The following is a 19756-nucleotide window of genomic DNA, read 5'->3' as shown; positions in this document are numbered from 1 at the left end:
GATGAGTTGTTTTACCCAATATATTTCGAATTTGAAATCATGTATTTTTTATTTTATAATGAAAACCTTAGATTTGTGTTCAATCAAATTTTGAAAAAATGAAAAAATCAATCTTATTCCTTTTATTGTTCTCTTTTAGCACTGCGATATTTTCTCAGGAAACCGAATCAACATTTGATGAAAAACTGGCAAAATCTTTAAATGCCGACGAATATGGCATGAAGAAGTATGTTTTTTGCTTGTTAAAAACAGGAAGCAATACAACTGCAACAAAAGAGGAAACTCAAAAACTATTTGAAGGACACATGGCTAATATTAATCAATTAGCAAAAGAAGGAAAACTGGTTGTGGCGGGTCCTTTCATGAAAAACGAACGGAATTATAGAGGCATTTATATTTTTAATGCCAGCAGTATTGAAGAAGCTAAAACATTTGTGGTGACAGACCCTGCAGTACAATCGAAACTTCTGGAAGCTGAACTAACGCTTTGGTACGGAAGTGCGGCACTGCAAGAAACATTAAAAATTCATGATAAAATAGCTAAAACTAAAATCTAATTTCATGAATATTGAAGAATTACAAGTTATTTGTAAATCAAATGAAGCGGTGACTGAAAGCATTAAATGGGAAAATGATTTGTGTTTTTGCATAGGCGAAAAAATGTTTTTAGTTATTGGCTTGGACGAATCTCCAACATCAGCAGCGTTTAAAGTTTTGGACGAAGAGTTTGAAGAAATCAGCAGTCGAGAAGGTTTTAAACCTGCGCCTTACACTGCACGTTACAAATGGGTTATGATTAACGACATTAATGAAATGACCAAAAAAGAATGGCAGTTTTACATCAAACAGTCTTATTCATTAGTCAAAGACAAACTTTCTGTCAAAATAAAAAAACAACTTGGTTTTATATAAAAGCAAAAAAATTAAACTATGATAACTGAAAAAGAAAAAATGATTGCCGGAGAATATTATTTGGCAGGCGATCTTGTTTTAGTAAAAGACAGAAGAAAATCTAAAAATTTGCTCCACCGATTAAATGTTACAGAATATCGGGTCACAAAAAAAGCGAGAGAAATATTAAAAGAACTCATTCCTAATGCAGGAGCAAATCTTTATATTGAACCTCCATTTTTTTGCGATTACGGATACAATATCAGTTGTGGCGAAAATGTTTATTTCAATGTAAACTGTGTTGTTTTGGATTGTGCCAAAGTCACTATTGGTTCCAATGTCTTTTTTGCTCCAGGAGTTCAATTGTACACCGCCACACATCCGCTGGATGCTGAACTAAGAAAAACGCTGGAAAATGCATTACCAATAACCATCGGCGATGATTGCTGGATTGGCGGAAATTCAGTTATTTGTCCAGGTATCACTATTGGAAATGGTTGTGTAATTGGCGCAGGTTCAGTAGTTACAAAAGACATTCCTGACAATTCTTTGGCAGTTGGAAATCCGGCAAAAGTGATTCGGAAACTGAACGAATAAATTCTTTTGGAGACACTCAAAAATGTTCCTTCAAAAACCATAAAAAACGATTAGAAAAACAAGGCCTATCTTGTTTTACGGGGGAGATATATTATTGCAAATTAATTTCTAATATTTTAAAAATGAAACACTTATAACATTTTAAATGATTAATTTTGTTATTTACATCTAGGTAAAAAAGTACTGTTTTTTTTTACATAAGTGAATAATGGAAAGTTTACCCAAAAAATATTACACCATTAGTTTGCTCGTTTTATCTGTACTATCATTTGCTCAAAGAATTGACAACACAGCATCTTTTAGAGAAATAAAAAGCAAACACTATTTTCGTTATCATTATGATAACGACTATTTTACTGCAACTGATTATTTCTACACCCAAGGTGCAAATTTTGAATTGGTAAGTCCAAAACTGATTCAGAATCCAATAAATAAGTTGTTTAAACAATTAAAAAACGGTGAACAGCACTATGGATTGGCGTTAGAACAAATGGGCTTTACGCCAACAAGTCTCAAATCTGATAAAATTCTTTATAATGACAGGCCGTTCGCTGCAGCGGTAATGCTAAAATCATTCTTAGTTTCGACCAATGCAACTCATAAAACCAAACTTTCCTCTATTCTAAGTATTGGAATCCTTGGTCCTTATGCTTTTGGTAAGGAAATACAAACTGAAATTCATAAATGGATCAGTGATGAAGTTCCCCATGGTTGGCAACATCAAATCAAGAATGATGTCATACTAAATTATGAAATTGCACACGAGAAACAATTGTATCGCTTCGATAATTTATTTGCATTAAATTCTAATGCAAAGCTTCGATTGGGAACGATGAACACAAATATATCTGGAGGCTTAACAACTACTTTCGGAAAAATCAATTCCCCTTTTACTTCCCTGAAAAACAAAAATGGTTTTCAAATTTATGCTTATTTACAAGCTTTTGTAACTATCATCGGATATGATGCCAGTTTACAAGGCGGACTCATTAATCAAAAAAGCGCTTACATCATTACTAGTCAAAACATTAACAGATTCACTTTTCAAAAAAATTTTGGGATAGTCATGCAATACAAAGCCATTTATCTTGAATATAGCCGTTCGGAGCTTTCAAAGGAATTCGAAACGGGAAAACCTCATAAATGGGGCGGATTTAGAATTGGGTTCAAGTTATAATTTTTCAAACCAAAAAATCTAAATATAAATTTTACCTTTGTTTTTCAATAAATAATAACTTCAGGTTGAATCCTTTAAAGAGAAAAACCGTAAGTTATTTATTATCAATAACTTATTTAAAAAAATTATGCTCGTTATAAACAAAGTACACCATATTGCTATCATTTGCTCCGAATATCAAAAATCTAAAACTTTCTATACGGATGTTTTGGGACTAACAATTATTCGAGAAATTTATCGTGAGGAAAGAGAATCCTACAAACTTGATTTGGCTTTAAATGGCGTTTACATCATTGAACTTTTCTCATTTATAAATCCACCGCAACGTACTTCAGGACCTGAAGGTACTGGATTACGTCATTTGGCATTTGAAGTAAATGACATCGATCAAACGATTGATTTTTTATCTTCAAAAAATATTGAATCTGAAGCTATTCGAATAGATCCTACAACAAATAAACGCTTTACTTTCATTGCTGATCCAGATAACCTTCCAATTGAGTTTTATGAAAAATAAGGGTATCTTAAGGACCTAAAAAAGCGTAATTCTTAAAAAAATCATAAAAAATAATGATTCCACAGTTTTTAATCGTAAGAAACATTCGGCACAATCATAGACCTTTGCCTTTAAAAAATTATCCTGTGTGGCATATTTCATATAATAAACAAAATCGGCGCTGTACGCCTTCAAATTTACAAATGTAGTATCACTAACTACTTTTGAAGTCTCTAATACAGAAACAGCAATTTGCGATTTACTGGAAACAAACCAAAAAAGAGAACACAGAAGAATAAATGTTTTCGGTTGGAAATTCATAGGTACTATTTTTTATAAAAATAGGGGATAAGTAAAAACACAAAACCCTTCTCGATTAAGAGAAGGTTATTGTGAACCATATGGTACAAAATTCGAACCTTTTACTCGAAGATTTAAAACTATTGAACGAGATATTATAGATTTGAAGACGATGTGTTAAACCTCTTCACTAGGCACAACTATCGTTCCAATGGGAAAATATTTTCTAAATACAAACCCTACTAAAGGTCCTGCAATAATTAGTTGAAGCGGAAAAGCCATAGCGAAGTTAATTGGTATACCTTTTACCCATATTTCAATTAAATCTGATGACAACCCATTGGCAATTAAAGGCCCCAAAAATGACATCAGAACAACCATTCCCGTAACGAAGCAAAGAGCTGTTATTAGTATTTTTTTTAGCAATAAATCATCCTCTTTTAAAAAGTTATGAGAGAGCTTCATGGCTAATTTACCGACCAAAAACCACTCGCATAAAAAGGCTGCAACAAATGTAAAAGGAAAGGTCAACCATGCTATTTTCAAACTTTCAACTGAAAGTCCGTTATGTAATACTACATTATAAGTTGTCATAACACTGGCCATAAATAGAACCATCAGGAATGTATATACTAAATGTTCAGTCTTGTTAACTGGCATTTTATTCATATTCTTATTTTGATATTAAAGTTTCAGCAATTTGTTTTAATTTATCTAGCGAGTCGTAAAAATCTTTCAACTCTTTATCAGTTAGCACTTTTATTTTATTAGAAAAATGACTTTCCATACTATCCTCCACTTTTTTAGTAAGTAATTCTCCTTCTTTTGTTAAAAACAAGCGAACTACTCTTTTATCTGAAGAAGATAGTACTCTTTCTAATAATCTAAGTTTTTCTAATTTATCAACCGTTTGAGAAAATGGACCTTTTTCCAAGCCTATAGCTCTTGAAATGGATACCATAGATACATTAACAAAGTTTTTTACAGTCATTAAATTCTTTCTTGGGTAAGATTGAGGTATACTAACTCTTCTGGCAAAGAATAATCTTTGAACAATGCATATTTTATAAGATCTACACTATTGAGCTCAACAGATACTTTTCTTTTCATTTTTTTAAATTAGTTATAATTATAATGGTTACAAATACAACTAAAATTAAATAACTAAAAAAAATTAATCATTCTTTCAAAAATTGTGCGAGAATTGAATTAGAAATAGCAAACACAATTCAATCTATGTAGCTTTTTATGCAACTGTTTCAACTAATATTTGCTCAATTTTGCTTTGTGCATAAATTCTTCTGCTTTCTCAACCATGTTATAGCTACCGCAAAAGAAAGAAGTCCTCTCATGTAAGGCCGTTGGTAAAATTTCCATTACTCTAGAAAATCCATCAGAAGCTTTTCCTCCTGCCTGTTCTACAATAAATGCCATAGGGTTACATTCATACAACAATCGCAATTTACCTTTGGATGCATTTAAACTCGTTGGGTACAGATAAATTCCTCCTTTGATCATATTCCTATGGATATCGGAAACAAGACTACCAATATATCTCGAAGTGTAAGGTCTATCTTCTTCTTCTAATTGGCAATATTTAATATAGTCCTTGACACCTTGTGGGAAATGAATATAATTACCCTCATTTATCGAATAAATAGTACCATCAATTGGAAATTTCATATTTGGATGAGAAAGATAAAAAGTGCCAATGGCAGGATTTAATGTAAATCCGTTTACGCCATGACCCGTAGTGTATACAAGCATCGTCGAGGTCCCGTAAATCACATAACCGGCAGCAACCTGATTGATTCCAGGTTGCAAAAAATCTTCCAAGGTTACTGGCGTTCCATTTGGCGTTATTCTTCTATAAACAGAAAAAATGGTACCTACAGAAACATTAACATCAATATTTGATGAACCGTCCAGCGGATCTATCAGCACGATATATTTATTGTTGTGATCATTATTTACACCTCCAACAGTAATGAAATCATCGTTTTCTTCAGAAGCAATCCCGCAAACAATTTCTCTATTTATTAGAGTTTGAATAAAAGTCTCATTAGCATAAACGTCTAATTTTTGCTGATCTTCACCTTGTATGTTTTTCTCCCCTACAGCTCCAACAATATCTACCAGTCCCGCTTTATTAACTTTATAACTAACCACTTTTGCGGCCAGTCGAATAGAATTAAAAATTCGCGATAATTCACCAGACGAATATTTAAAATCATTTTGGTTTTCAATAATAAATTCTCCTAAAGTTTTGTTGCTTTCGTCCATTTTTTAAGCCTTTATGACATTTTTTTTAACAATTCGTAGTCTGGGTTTACTATATTTTAGGTCTAAACGTAATAAATAAAAGCGGCTTAAAAAACCGCTTTTATACTAACAAAACATAAAAACCAAACCAAACATCAATTTTAACCTTTCTATTAGTTTAACCTATTTATACAAACCTTATTCTTATTCTCAAACCTATTTAATGATGGGTATAAATTTTATTTTTCATTTTCTAATAATACAAAGATTAATACCCTAACCCTTCATTAAACTTAAATAATGCGTAACCACTTGGTTTTAAATACCCTGGAACATCTGATTGATTATCCAATACTGCCTGACGAGATTTTGGAGTAGTAAAAGGCATTTTTCCGGTTGGATTATATTTTCCCGTTAAAACATCCAATAAGGCATCTGAGGAAGTTCCAAAAGTAGCCAATACCGTTTGTAAATTTTTAGTGTCAATTTCGTCAATCACCCATGGATTCGAATAATTTATAACGACTACTGTAGGTTTGTTGGAAGTAACTTCATTGATATACGCGACATCAATTTTATTATCTGATAATTGTAATTTTATTTCAGCACCTGTACTGCTAAAAAGACTGCCAGCAGTAGGTGTAAGCCATAGGACAACTAAATCAGCATCTTTTTTATCTTTGACAAATTCAATACCTAATTCATTAGCCAGACTAGTTGAAACAGGAGTATTTGTTTTACTATCATTATATATTGACTCCAGATATACTTTAGTTCCTTTTTTAATTGGCAATAATTTCGTATCATTTCTTAATAACACAATAGATTTTCTAAAGGCTAGATCTCCCCTTTTCTGAAATTCACTGTTTCCAACCATTTTTTCGGCATAAGAAACATCAACATACGGATTTTCAAATAAACCTAATTTAAATTTTTCGGTTAAAAGCCTTTCTATCGATTGATTGATTCTCGATTCAGATACCATACCCTTTTTAACAGTCTCCAACAATAAAGTAGGATCTCCCGTACCTGAAAATAGATCTACACCACAATCAATTGCTTTTTGATAACGTTCTAAAATAGTTAAATTTTCAACACCCCAAGGCATCATTTCTATAGGTCCAGTATCCGAATTGATAATACCCTTGAAGCCCATTTTAACCCTTAAAAGATCATTAATAATAGCTTTATTATAAGCAAAGGCAACCGCTTCATATTGTGTATTTATAGGCTTTGCATAATAGGGCATAATAGATGAAGTACCCGCATCGATAGCTGCCTGAAAAGGTTTTAAATGATAATCGAACATGCTCCCTGGATAATGTTGATCTTGACCCCAAACAAAATGCGGATCTTGACCATCTACTTGTGGACCTCCACCTGGAAAATGCTTTATCGTTAAGGCGACAGAACCTGTTTCTAATTCATTCTTTTGAAAACCTAAAGTTATTTCTCGTATCATTGAAGCTGCCAAATCGGCATTTTCACCAAAAGTCCCTTCTACTCTTTGCCAGCGTGGCTCTGTAGCAAGATCAGCCATATACATATATCCTTTACGAAGACCAACTGCAGCCCATTCTTGTCTCGCAATATCTGCAAACTCTCTTGTCAATTCTAAATCCCGCATGGCAGCAAGTCCCAATTCTCCGGGCCATTTTGAAAAAATTGTGGTTCCTACGCTTAGACCTAAAGAGGCATCCACTGTGATATGATTTCTTGGATTTGAAGCAACTATAGCCGGAATTCCCAATCTTGAAGATTCACAAAGTCGCTGCAGATTATTACTCCATTCCGCCATGTTTTTTGCGCTAGTATTAGCTCTAAGAATAAAATGCCTAAGATTATATTGCGTTACAGCCTTTGTAGTCCCAACAGCTGACATTACTGGCACTGGTAATGGTTTTTTGGAAAACATATTAATGTTTTGAACCAAGTCCTCTTCATTAAATCCACTTTTTATTTCTACTTTTGGAGCATCCTGTTGAAATGCGTAATCACCTTCCATTCTTGTGGTACTGATTAGCATAAAACCTATTTTTTCTTCCAAAGTCATTTGAGAAATCAAATCTTTAACCCTAGTTTCATTTGGTAATCGCCAATCTTCATATCTATCCAGTTTACCATTTTTATTCAAATCTTTAAATTCGAACCCTTGTGATTTGATGATTTGAACCCCTTGGTTTCCTAATTTTAGTTGCACAGGACTTTGAGCAAAAGTGACAAATGAAACCAAAGTAAATGATAAAATTCTTGTAATGTTTATGTGATAATTAGTCATAATCGTGTTTTATGAAATTAATGTCTTAAAAAAATTGAAATACTGTTTTAATTTCAATTTTTAATATAATGGTTCTACCAGAAAAGATGTGAAACATTTTTAAGTGTAGTATCTTTTTTTAAGCATGTTAGGAATTTAAGGACATGCATTATAAAAGCATAAAAATGATTTTATTTTCACAAAAAAACCAGAAGAACCAATATAATATTAAGAGTTATAGCGCATATTTTATAAGATGTTTTTTAAACTTGTAACCCTTGCTATTTTTTATCTTCCGGCTTTTTTGTCCATCTTTCTCTTAAATAATGAGCTGCCATTTTGGGTTTTCTGTCCCTTGTGAACACCCCTTTGTAATTAATTCCTCCAAATCGAATAATCGCCTGACCGGTTTTAAAATCTGAAAAAGCCCAAACATGCATTCCTGCCACAAAATCTTTTGTATCTGCTACATCAAGATAAGCCTTAATGAATTGCACCTGATACTCTTCCGTAAACATCTCTGCCTGATCCGCATGCATTCCAGGAAAGGTGTCTGCTCCAAACTCCGTAATAACGATTGGCTTCTTTAATTTACTATATAAATCATCTAATTCATCGCTAAGCATTTTAGCTCCGGTTTTAATATCGCCTTGATTCGTATACCAACCCCAATAGCGGTTAATACATACCACATCCGATAATGCCAACCATTCTACTGGTCCACCCATTACTCCAACAAGTGTTTTTAGTCTGGTAGGATCCAATTTTTTTACAAGGTCAAATAATTCTTTAAACAAAATCACTGATTGTGGATCTGCTTTTTTTACATCTACAGGTGATAAATTAATCCCTTCTGGAAAAGGTTCATTAGCAACACTCCACATCACTACTGATGGATGGTTTTTATCTCTGGTAATAAGTTCCTCGATATACTTTTTACAGGCAATTTGTCTCAATCTTAATTCTTCTTTATCACCATGAAAATACAAACCAACAGCTGGAATTTCATTGATGATTAATATTCCTTCTCTATCGGCCATATTCATATATTCTTCATCATAAGGATAATGCGATGTTCTGTAAGAGTTCGCACCTACCCATTTCAACAAGGAATAATCTTTTATAATTATCGGGTTTGCCGTCCCTCTTCCAAAAACAGGAAAATCTTCATGTTTACCAAATCCTTTTAGAAACACAGGTTTTCCATTTAAAAGTATTTGTTTATCATTAGTCGAAATGGTTCTTACCCCTGTTTCCAATTCATAAGTATCTATAATACGATTGGCATCACTGATACTAACTGACACTTTATAAAGAAATGGGTCTTCTGTGGACCATAGTCGTACTTCAGGAATTTTAACAAGCACATTTGCAGTGTTGCCATTTAGAACAAATTCAGATTCGTATACTTTGTTATTTCCAGAAATAGTAACTTTACCCTTGGTAGCTTTTCCTTCAGTATCTACTTTTACATTAACAGAACCTGTCGTGTTTTCAAATCCTGTTTGTACGGTTAGATCCTTAATATTAGCAACTGACTGGACGCTATACAAAAATACATCACGCTGTAAACCTGCATAAGGGAAAAAGTCGAAATTAGCTTTTGGATAACTATTGAAGAATCCTCCAGCTACACCACCACCAGTGGGAACACGAGTTGGTTTTAATACATTCTCCAATTGAATCGTTATTCTGTTTGCTACATTCCAATTTATAAGTGTCGATATGTCAAAAGCAAAAGGCAAATTCCCTCCTTCATGTGTACCTACCGGTTTTCCATTGAGATACACTTTAGAAGCATAATTAGCGGAACCAATTCTAACATAAATTTTTTGACCTTTCCAAGAACTAGGTATAAATATTTCTTTTTCGTACCAAGCAGTCCCAAGATAATCTCTACTATCCGTAAACTGCTCGTTCCAGCTTCCCGGAACGGCTATAGAACGAGTATTAGGCAAACCATTCTTCCAATTTTGAGCTTCTCCAACATCTAGAGAATCTTTCTGAAATTTCCATATACCTGAAATATTCTCTTTATTTCTGAACTCATTTTGTTGCGGAAATAAAGCAATATCTTTGGTCTCAGCTGTTTTAAAATCCTGGCCTACCGCCTTAATGAACGAGACAAACAGAATCGCTACTATTAAAATTTTATTTTTCATAAGTAATCTAATTTTATTAATTAATTGATTGTTTCTTCTTTTATTTTAAACCCCGCTATTTATTGTAAATCCACCGTCAACACCAATATCCATTCCGGTTACAAATTTAGATGCATCACTTAACAACCATACCAAAGCTCCAGCTAATTCTTCTGGTTTCCCAAAACGTTTAAATGGCGTTTGTCTTATAATTGAATCCGCTCTACTGGTATAAGACCCATCAGGATTAGTTAGTAAGTTGCGATTTTGTTCCGATAGAAAAAAACCCGGTGCGATAGCATTTATTCTGATGGAATCCTGATATCTATTAGCCATTTCAACGGCAAACCATTTTGTATAGTAATCTATAGATGCCTTACCCATACTATATCCCAAAACTCTGGTTAGAGCTCTTTTTGAACCTACTGAGGAAATATTGACAATAGAACCATTTCCTGTCTTAGCCAGAGCAGGTCCAAAAACTTGATTGGGTATAATAGTGCCCCACAAATTAAGTTCCATAGCTTCCTTCATCCCTTCAATGTTCAAATTGAAAACATCATCGTCTGGATTTAGAATCCCTTCTGGGACATTACCTCCTGCTGCATTAACTAGACCGTCAATCTTACCGTATTTTTGAGTTATTCTTTCTTTTGCATCCACTAGTTGCAGTTCGTCTAGCACATTAACCTTTAAAAATATAGCTTCTCCACCATTTAGCTTTATTTCTTCAACTTGAGCATTTCCTCTTTCTTCATTCAATCCCAATATGATTACAATACCTCCGGCTTGAACAATTGCATTTACAAAATGGCCTCCCAAAACACCCGTTCCTCCCGTAACAACAATCACTTTATTGTCAAGCGAAAAAATATTCTTTTTTGTCATTTTATCATATTTTTAATAATTAAAACGAAACAGATTTAAATTGTTTCGTTTTAATTAAACAACTTTTAATATCCAGTATTTTGCTCTAAAACAGCATCTTTATTCAAATTAATTTCCGTTTGAGGAATTGGCAATAGTAAATTAGTGGCACTAATTCCTGTAATTTTTTGACCTCTCCCAATTACTCTATTTACAAGTTGACCCGTACGCATCAAAGTCATTCTACGATTTTCTTCGGCAAGAAGTTCTCTTGCTCTTTCATCAAGAATAAAATCTATTGTAACATCACTACCAGTAACCGGAGCGGCATTGGCACGGCTTCTCAAAATATTGATTGTTTGGGCTGCTTCTGAAAGTTTTCCCTGTTTAAACTGTGCTTCTGCTTTTAGCAGGTAGGTCTCTCCCAATCGCATAATAATGATATCTTTTATCATAGCAGATCCAAAGGGATCTTTAGGATCGTATTGATTCCACTTATTGGTCTGAGGCACAATAAATCGCTGGGTATTCACTGATGGATCATTGATATCTACTTTTTGCCCAAACTTTGCAAAAGTAGGGTCGTTATAGTAATAATCTCTTCTTAGATTGTATTTTGAATTTCGCATGTCACCAGGGGAATAAAGACTGTTCAATACCCAATTAGTCAAAGCAATTCTGCTGATTCCTCTTCCTCCCAAAGAATCACAAAGCAACATCCCTTTTTGTTGGTGGTAGCGAGATCCCCAAACTCTTCGGTGTTGTGGAAATCCAATTTCATCGGTTGTTCCTGCAGGCAAACTTGATCCTGTACCTCCTACCACTGATGATGGGTTTTCAATCTCTAATACCCAGATTGCCTCTTTGTTTCCTTGAGATCTCCTTTGGTTTCCATAAATAAACATATCAGAAAATGGATCTCCAGGCTGATTTGCTTTAACACCATATCTTTGGTTTACCAAACTGAAATCACCGCTATTTATAATCGCATCACAGGCAGCCTCTGCAAGACTGTTTTGTCCCATTCTCAAATAGGCTTCGGCAAGTACCTGCGAAGCCATTGCAGAATGGGCTCTTGAGTACATCTTTCCTTTTACATTACTGCTGACATTGTTGACAGTAGGCAAATTTGTTTTTGCAAATACTAAATCATCCACAATAAGTTGGTTCAAATCAGCTAAATCTGCTCTTACAAAATCAGTCTTTGGTCCACTGACCGGAACTGTAATCAATGGCACTTTACCAAAAAGAGTTACCAAAGTATTATAAGCCAATCCTCTGTAAAACTTAGCCTCTCCGGCTATCTTATCTTTAGCAGCCTGAGCTAAAACAGTTTTAGGATTATCAAGGGCAGCAATAATTGAATTTGAATTATTAATAATTTTATATGCCCATTTCCATGCATATGATACTGCCGGATCTGTAGAAGTAAGATTCGCATAATCAGTAAAAGGAACACTCCATGGATCCATGTCTGCCGGAGACTTATTATAGGCCACATCAGTACCGATTTGCCAACAGCCTAACCAGCCCTGACCTGTCGCATTAGGCAAAGAAATAAATGTGTGCCAGGCTGAATATTGGTTTTGCAAACCAACCAGGGCAGCATTTAATCCCAGCTCATCATTGAGTTCTGTAGGATCATAACTTGAATATAATTTTTCATCTAAATAATCATTCTGACAAGAGCTAACTCCCATTAAAATCAGAAGACTAACCATATATATTTTATTTTTCATTTTAAAAGTTATTAAAAGTTATTACTTATTTTAGAGTGATATTTGTACCAATTGTAAACACAGAAGTCAAAGGATAACTATTCGTGTCAAACGCTAAAGTTTTATCAAAATCAGCCTCTGGATCCCATCCAAACCATTTGGTCCAGGTTACCAGGTTTCTACCACTCATATAGATCGTTAATCCTCCTAAATGTAATTTATCAAGTACTTTAGTATTGGCTACATAACTTAGTGTTACATCTTTTAGCCTGGTATAACTGGCATCTTTTGGATAATTATAGTCTCTTGTATTGGTATAAGAAAGTGCAGGTCTTGTATTATTTTGATTTGCTGCTGTCCAATATCCAACTCCGGCAGGTAAATTTTGTCTGCCTCCATAATCTCTATAATCCAACAAGTTATTGCTTTTAGTAATTCCTTGTGCTGTTTGAATGAAAACATTTAAATGGAAATCTTTATAATGGAACGTATTGGTAATCCCTCCTGTCCATTTTGGAGCAGTCTGGCCTAAAACAACTCTGTCAGCAGGAGTAATTGTTCCGCTTCCATCTGTATCTGCAAATTTTATATCTCCCGGTTTAGCCGTAGGATCTACTCCTGCAGGATTTTCTCCTACCTGCCATATACCTACTTGTTTGTAATCATAAACCACACCTATCGGTTTACCGATGAACCATCTATTACCAATATCATCTTTTTTATCTCCGTATAAATCAACAATTTTGTTTTTATTGGTAGCAAAATTGGCACTGGTCTCCCATCTAAAATTCTCTAAATTAAGAACTGTAGCTTTTAGTGAAATCTCCAAACCTAAATTAGATACTTCTCCCAAATTTTGTAATACCTTACTATAACCCGTTATATCCGGTATGGCACGCAATAACAATAAATCTTTGGTACGTGTACTGTACCCATCAATGGTTCCGGAAATTCTTTTGTTGAACAATTCAAAATCTAACCCAACATTAGTTCCAAGGGTACTTTCCCAAGTAAGATCTTTATTCCCTAATACATTAGCTACAACACCTACGGTACTTACACCATTAAAAGGTAATCTGACAGTAGTCGCAGTGGATGAAGTCACGTTTGGATTAATTGCCTGATTTCCTGAAAGTCCATAAGAAGCTCTTAATTTCAAATTACTAACAAAATCCGAATTTTCTAAAAACTTTTCTTTCGAGATATTCCAACCTAACGCTACCGAAGGGAACAAACCGTATTTTGAACTATTAGATCCAAAAGCGGAGTAACCATCTCTCCTTGCCGTAGCCGTAAAAAGATACTTACTGGCATAGGAGTAATTTAATCGTAACATTTGTGACAAAAGATTTGACTTATATCCTTGAGAACTTGCAGACGTAGAAGAAGCTGTCGAAAGGTTATTGAAAGACAACTGGTCATTAATAAATCCTGAAGCGGATGTAGTAGACGAAAAGAAATCCGTTTGTTGTGCACTATAAAGTCCAGTAACCCCTATAGTGTGATTTTTCCAGCTTTTGTTGTAATTAAATATATTCTCAACAGTCATACTTCTGGTTTCGCTATTTGCTACCATAGCGGTACCTAATAAATCCCCCGTTTTTCTGCCTAAATAACTTTGAAATTGAGTTGGAACCAAAGTATAGCCTACATTTAATTTGTATTTAAATCCAGGCAAAAAATCTGGAGTTAAGTCGAAAAAAGCATTCGCTGTAATATTTTGATTTCTGTCGTTACGAGGACTACTCAATCTGGCCATTGGGCTTCTGAATACCAGTTCTCCAAACATCGGAAACACTTCATAATCTCCATTGGCATCATAAAGACTACCATAAGGACTCATTCTGCCTGCCAAAGTTAAATTAGTGTGGCCACCATCATAATTATTGTTTGTCAAAAATAAATTTACTCCTCCATCTAAATAAGGCGTTATTTTGGCATTAATATTTGATCGAAGACTCCCACGTTGAAAGTTATACCCTTTCAGAACTCCTTTTTGTTCTAAAAGATCCCCTGAAATATAGTACTTAACACTTTCGCTACCTCCAGAGATACTCACATTATAGTTTTGGATTTTTCCTAGTTGATCCACTTGATCCATCCAATCGGTAACTACACCATTGGCATAGTTTTGTTGCTCATAAAGATTCGGTAAAACATTCGTATCCGATGCTCCGGACTGTACTTTCCAGTCAGCATATTTTTGTACATATTCAGTTGGCCCCATAGGATTTACTCTATTGGAAAACTGTTCAATACCAGCATAGGTGTTGAATTTTATAACTGGTTTTCCTGATTTTCCTTTTTTAGTAGTAATCAAAATAACACCATTTGCTCCCCTAGTTCCATAAATCGCAACTGCCGAAGCATCTTTCAATATTTCCAATGATTCAATATCATTGGGATTGATATCATTTAAAGATCCTCCTGTAGTACTAAATGGCATACCATCCAAAACGATAAAAGGACCTGTCGCAGCACTGATAGAACTTGCTCCTCGAATTTGAGCTGAAGTTCCACTTCCTGGAGCAGATGAGCTCTGAATTACATTTACCCCGGCAACGGCACCTTGCACCGATTGCAGTACATTGGTAACAGGAAGTTGTGAAAGTCGTTCTTTCGATAAAGAAGTAACAGACCCTGTCACATCAGATTTTTTCTGCGTACCGTACCCCACAACAACTACTTCATTTAAAGTGTTATTCGTAGGAGTTAGTTTTACATTAATAGTAGTTTGATTACCAACTGCAATTTCTTTCTGATCGTAACCAATAAAGGTAAATACCAATGTAGAACCTGCATTAGCCTGTATAGCATACGCCCCTTCAAAGTCAGTAGCCGCTCCATTATTTGTACCTTTAATAAGAATAGAGGCCCCAGGTAGCGGTTGATTATTTTCATCTACTATTTTACCTGAAATTTTTATTTTTTCAGATTGGCCATAAATAACAGTAGAGAAAACTAAGAGCAACATAAAAATTGTTTTTTTCATAATTTTTTTTGGTTAGGAATTAATTTATTTGTTTTTGGATAATTATTGACTAATGCTCATTATTAAACTTCCTTCGTGTAGGCACACGTAATTTTTTAAAAAAAAGCATTTTAGTATTACCGTGTGCGCAAACATAAGTCTTATTTCTTAAATAAAAAATAAAATTTATAATTATTCTCAAAAAAAAACATAAAATTTAATTATGTGTTTTTTTAAATATAGTTTTGTAAACTATTATCTATAAATTTAACTATTTCTAAAAATAGAGCTTGATTTTCATTAAATAAATTAAAATCATAAGGCAGGATCTTAGAAAAATTAGACAAGAATATAAGGGATTTGATTTACTAAAAATATTCATTAGCGATACTAATACAAAAGACAAACCTCTTAGGGCTTATAAAAGTTTCTTACCATTTAAAGTAACACTGGAAAAAAGTTTTTCCGGCAGCAACAATAGAATATTTGAATTACAAATAAAACCATTAGAAAGCAAAACCGAAAATTAAAAACCCATGCAAAGCGGCTGCTTTAAAAGGACTTATATAGGTTATTATTCGATTGAGTGAATATGGTGGGTATTACTGAGCAGAGTGGTTCTTTCTCAATTTTGGTGAAAATAAAATAATAATTACATTTATTTTTCAATACATCCTTTCCTTTTACAAATACTTCAATTTTGTCGAATAGATTATATACTTGAGCCTCTTTGTATTCTAAGGCGAACAAGGAAAAGAGCTCGCAATATAGTACAACGTAATTTTAAGGCTATTAAGCCCAATGAAAAATAGGCTACTGCTGTTGCGGAATATAAGTATCTGTTAATAAATTGTATTTATTACCTATAATAAATTATGAATTAGCTAAAAAACCAAATTTTAAACAAATAACCAACAGGCTAAAAAATATTTTAAAGTACTATCAAATAATACCACTATTACACTCAGATCAAGGCCGCCAATATCAAATGAAATACTATAAAATACTATTGAAAAAAAAGGGATTAGTACAAAACGTCAGGAAAAGGAAACTGTTTAGATGATGCACTTATGGAAAACTTCTTTGGAATGTAAAAATCAGAACAATTTAATATCATAAAATTTAGCGCTATAAAACCGTTAAACAGAAATTAAAGCGTATCTCAAATAGTATACTAATGATAAAATTGAATTTAAACGAAATGAGCCCGATGTAATATCGAGCTCATTAGTGTCAAAATTAATTATAAACTTGTCTAAACTTTTGGACGCAGTCTAGAAATCATAGAAGAATACAGCATTACAAATCCTGTATAGGAGCATATTTAGGAACTAATAGCTTCATTATTGACCAAGCTAATAAATAAGCCGTTGCACAAAAAACAAATACAAGGGTATAACCCGTCTTAATTTGTCCTAAAGCCTCAAAATGATCAATTAAAGCACCGGCTGTCTTCGTAACAAGAACCCCGCCTATTCCACCTGCCATTCCTCCAATTCCCACCACAGAACCTATAGTTTTTTTAGGAAACATATCCGATACTGTAGTAAAAATATTAGCAGACCATGCCTGATGTGCTGAAGCGCCTAAACCAATCAATAGTACCGGAATCCAAAAACTAATATGTCCTAACGGTTGTGCCAATAACACCACCAGCGGAACTATTGCAATTATTAACATCGCTTTCATTCTTCCATCATAAGGAGTAAAACCTTTATTAATAAAATAAACAGGAAACCAACCTCCTCCAATACTGCCAATCATTGTCATACTGTATAAAACCACTAAAGGTAAAACGATAGCGGTACCCACCATGTTAAACTCTGCCTGTAGATATTTTGGTAACCAAAATAAAAAGAACCACCAAACACCATCTGTCAAAAATTTTCCAATTACAAAGGCCCAAGTCTGACGGTAGCCTAATAATTTAATCCAAGCAACCTTCTCTTCTGTTTCGACTATCTGAATGATCGTATTGTCATTTTCACTGGCGATATAATCAAATTCTTCTTTGGACAACTTCTTTTGATTTTCAGGTTTTTCATATAAAGCATTCCAAAATAAAATCCATATAAAACCTATTGCACCAACTGCTATAAAGGCACTTTGCCATCCCCAATGAACAGCAATCCATGGCACCGTTAATGGCGCTAATATTGCACCAACATTTGAACCTGAATTGAATATACCTGTTGCCAAAGCACGTTCTTTTTTTGGAAAATATTCGGCTGTGACTTTGATCGCAGCAGGGAAATTTCCCGACTCACCAAAACCTAAAACTGCTCTGGACACCATAAAACCGGCAATTGATATTGGAACTGCACTGATTCCTACCCAAGCCAAAGCATTGGTAAAAACACCTCCAATAGCTATTGAATAAGCGTGCATTATAGCTCCAATTGACCAAATAGAAATTGCCAGAATATAACCCCATTTTGTCCCTAATTTATCGATAATCCTACCAGCAAAAAGCATGGATATTGCATAAACAAATTGAAATACTGCAGTAATATTAGCATAATCACTATTTGACCAATTGAATTCCTTAGATAAACTGGGTGCTAATAAACTAAGTACTTGTCTATCTAAATAATTAACTGTAGTAGCAAAAAATAAGAGTCCACAAATTGTCCAACGATAATTTTTTATTTTATTGTTCATATACGGTTGTTTTTAAATAGTTTAAAGCATTATTAAAACAAATATTTTCAACCATTTTACCAATGAAAACCGTGTCATTAGGAAGCAAACCTTTTTCCATTTCATCCCCGAGCATATTACATACTATTCGTCGGAAATAATCATGTCGAGAAAAGGACATAAAACTTCTTGAATCGGTAACCATTCCGACAAAGCGACTCAATAACCCAAAATTAGATAACACATTTAACTGATTTTCCATTCCTTGCTTTTGATCTAAAAACCACCAGGCAGCTCCATATTGCATTTTCCCCGGAATTGGCCCCTCATTAAAGTTAGCAACCATCGCAGCTACCATCTCGCTTTCACTAGAATTAAGATTATAGACAATCGTTTTTGTTAGTCCGTTAGCCAGATTAAGTCTATCAAAAAACCGAGCCATTTTTTCGGCAGTATTTGGAGATCCAACGGAATCAAAACCATTATCAGGACCCAGCATCTGATTCATCCTACTATTATTATTTCGAATAGCCCCCACATGAAACTGTTGTGTCCACGATTTTTCATTATTCATTAATGCCAATTTTATAAGCATTGCTGATTTGTATTTGTCTATTTCTAAATCACTAAGTTTTTTACTTTCCCTTGCTTTATCAAAAATTGCAGCAACCTCATCTGCTGTAAAATCTTCGGCGTAATAAGTTCCATGTCCGTGATCAGATATCCGACAGCCCATTTCGTGAAAGAAATCATGACGCATTTGAATTGCATTTACAAAAGAATCAAAATTGAGAATAGTATGCCCGACACTTTTTTCAAGTTTATCAATCCATTTCAAAAATTCTATTCCATTTTCTATATTCACCGATTTATCAGGACGAAAACTAGGCACAACTGTTATTTCAAATTTATCATCCTGAATTTGTTTATGATAATACAAATCATCCGTAGGATCATCTGTTGTACCTACCATTTTCACATTCATTTTTCGTAATAAATTTTTGACGCTAAAATTTGGAGTCTGTAATAAGGCTGAACAAGTATTAAAAATAGTTTCGGCATTTTCGGCATTTAAAAGTTCCTCTATTCCAAAATAAATTTTCAACTCCATGTGCGTCCAATGATACAAAGGATTCCTTAAGGTATATGGAACTGTTTCAGCCCACTTTTTGAATTTCTCCAAATCAGTTGCATTACCTGTAATATATTTTTCGTCAATTCCGTTGGCTCTCATGGCCCTCCATTTATAGTGATCCCCTTCAATCCAAATCTGGGTAATATTTTCAAACTGGCGATCTTCGGCTATGTCTTTTGGAGACAAATGATTGTGGAAGTCTACAATAGGCTGTTTTTTAGCATATTCATTATAAAGTACTACTGCTGTCGGACTATTTAACAAAAAATCGTCTGAAATAAATGTTTTTTTAGACATAAATATT

At 33.9% G+C, this 19756-nt stretch carries 15 protein-coding genes and 2 pseudogenes; 6 read left to right on the top strand and 11 right to left on the bottom strand.

Translation table 11 applies throughout. The features are described 5' to 3' along the window. The first annotated feature begins 98 nt into the window (after positions 1-98). The 5 genes from ACM55F_RS04535 to gloA2 all read left to right on the top strand — a co-directional run bounded on the left by ACM55F_RS04535 (position 99) and on the right by gloA2 (position 3182). Entirely contained in the window at positions 99-557 is a 459-nt protein-coding gene (locus ACM55F_RS04535) for a YciI family protein (protein ID WP_416852533.1), read from the top strand. A 4-nt stretch (positions 558-561) separates the two neighbouring features. Then, positions 562-912 (top strand): MmcQ/YjbR family DNA-binding protein, encoded by a 351-nt coding sequence (locus tag ACM55F_RS04530; protein WP_416852532.1) that lies wholly within the window; start codon positions 562-564, stop codon positions 910-912. Between the two features lie 18 nt (positions 913-930). Beyond that, positions 931-1488 carry a sugar O-acetyltransferase gene (locus ACM55F_RS04525; protein WP_416852530.1) on the top strand — a complete coding sequence of 186 codons (558 nt, stop codon included), beginning with the start codon at positions 931-933 and terminating at the stop codon, positions 1486-1488. A 208-nt stretch (positions 1489-1696) separates the two neighbouring features. Next, the gene (locus ACM55F_RS04520; RefSeq protein ID WP_416852529.1) at positions 1697-2665 is read left to right on the top strand and encodes a lipid A deacylase LpxR family protein; all 969 of its coding nucleotides are present in this window, start codon (positions 1697-1699) and stop codon (positions 2663-2665) included. A 127-nt stretch (positions 2666-2792) separates the two neighbouring features. Further along, on the top strand, positions 2793-3182 hold the full coding sequence (gene gloA2 / locus ACM55F_RS04515) for an SMU1112c/YaeR family gloxylase I-like metalloprotein (protein ID WP_416852528.1): 390 nt from the start codon (positions 2793-2795) through the stop codon (positions 3180-3182). 51 nt (positions 3183-3233) lie between these two features. Here gloA2 and ACM55F_RS04510 read toward each other — a convergent pair. The 9 genes and pseudogenes from ACM55F_RS04510 to ACM55F_RS04470 all read right to left on the bottom strand — a co-directional run. Continuing rightward, positions 3234-3482: pseudogene (locus ACM55F_RS04510) on the bottom strand (peptidase M15); the annotation flags it as partial. A gap of 156 nt (positions 3483-3638) precedes the next feature. Next, on the bottom strand, positions 3639-4121 hold the full coding sequence (locus ACM55F_RS04505) for a DUF2798 domain-containing protein (protein WP_416852526.1): 483 nt from the start codon (positions 4119-4121) through the stop codon (positions 3639-3641). 13 nt (positions 4122-4134) lie between these two features. Further along, complete coding sequence (locus ACM55F_RS04500) at positions 4135-4452, bottom strand: MarR family winged helix-turn-helix transcriptional regulator (RefSeq protein ID WP_416852524.1); 318 nt, start codon at positions 4450-4452, stop codon at positions 4135-4137. Between the two features lie 272 nt (positions 4453-4724). Then, a complete protein-coding gene (gene fbp / locus ACM55F_RS04495) occupies positions 4725-5744 on the bottom strand; it encodes a class 1 fructose-bisphosphatase (RefSeq protein ID WP_416852523.1) in 1020 nt (339 codons plus the stop codon). Positions 5745-5991: 247 nt separating this feature from the next. After that, complete coding sequence (locus ACM55F_RS04490; protein ID WP_416852521.1) at positions 5992-8001, bottom strand: glycoside hydrolase family 3 protein; 2010 nt, start codon at positions 7999-8001, stop codon at positions 5992-5994. A gap of 260 nt (positions 8002-8261) precedes the next feature. Next, complete coding sequence (gene uidA / locus ACM55F_RS04485; protein WP_416852520.1) at positions 8262-10142, bottom strand: beta-glucuronidase; 1881 nt, start codon at positions 10140-10142, stop codon at positions 8262-8264. 45 nt (positions 10143-10187) lie between these two features. Beyond that, a complete protein-coding gene (locus ACM55F_RS04480) occupies positions 10188-11009 on the bottom strand; it encodes an SDR family oxidoreductase (protein WP_416852519.1) in 822 nt (273 codons plus the stop codon). A gap of 65 nt (positions 11010-11074) precedes the next feature. Next, positions 11075-12727 (bottom strand): RagB/SusD family nutrient uptake outer membrane protein, encoded by a 1653-nt coding sequence (locus tag ACM55F_RS04475; protein WP_416852518.1) that lies wholly within the window; start codon positions 12725-12727, stop codon positions 11075-11077. A 25-nt stretch (positions 12728-12752) separates the two neighbouring features. Beyond that, positions 12753-15698: a SusC/RagA family TonB-linked outer membrane protein gene (locus tag ACM55F_RS04470; RefSeq protein ID WP_416852517.1), complete on the bottom strand. Its 2946-nt coding sequence runs from the start codon at positions 15696-15698 to the stop codon at positions 12753-12755. A 931-nt stretch (positions 15699-16629) separates the two neighbouring features. On the opposite strand from ACM55F_RS04470, the pseudogene ACM55F_RS04465 reads away from it, so the two are divergent. Continuing rightward, a pseudogene (locus tag ACM55F_RS04465) lies at positions 16630-16768 on the top strand (IS3 family transposase); the annotation flags it as partial. 208 nt (positions 16769-16976) lie between these two features. On the opposite strand, the gene ACM55F_RS04460 reads toward ACM55F_RS04465, so the two are convergent. Together ACM55F_RS04460 and uxaC are read right to left on the bottom strand one after the other, a co-directional pair. After that, positions 16977-18338 carry an MFS transporter gene (locus ACM55F_RS04460; protein ID WP_416852515.1) on the bottom strand — a complete coding sequence of 454 codons (1362 nt, stop codon included), beginning with the start codon at positions 18336-18338 and terminating at the stop codon, positions 16977-16979. Further along, positions 18328-19749, bottom strand: coding sequence for a glucuronate isomerase (uxaC, locus tag ACM55F_RS04455; protein ID WP_416852514.1), 1422 nt, complete (start codon positions 19747-19749; stop codon positions 18328-18330). Before uxaC ends, ACM55F_RS04460 begins: the two co-directional genes overlap by 11 nt. Positions 19750-19756: the final 7 nt, after the last annotated feature.

This window comes from Flavobacterium melibiosi, assembly GCF_048158545.1.
Taxonomy (GTDB): domain Bacteria; phylum Bacteroidota; class Bacteroidia; order Flavobacteriales; family Flavobacteriaceae; genus Flavobacterium; species Flavobacterium melibiosi.
Note: the sequence above shows the minus strand (reverse complement) of the source record. Positions and strands in the feature narration are given on the sequence as shown.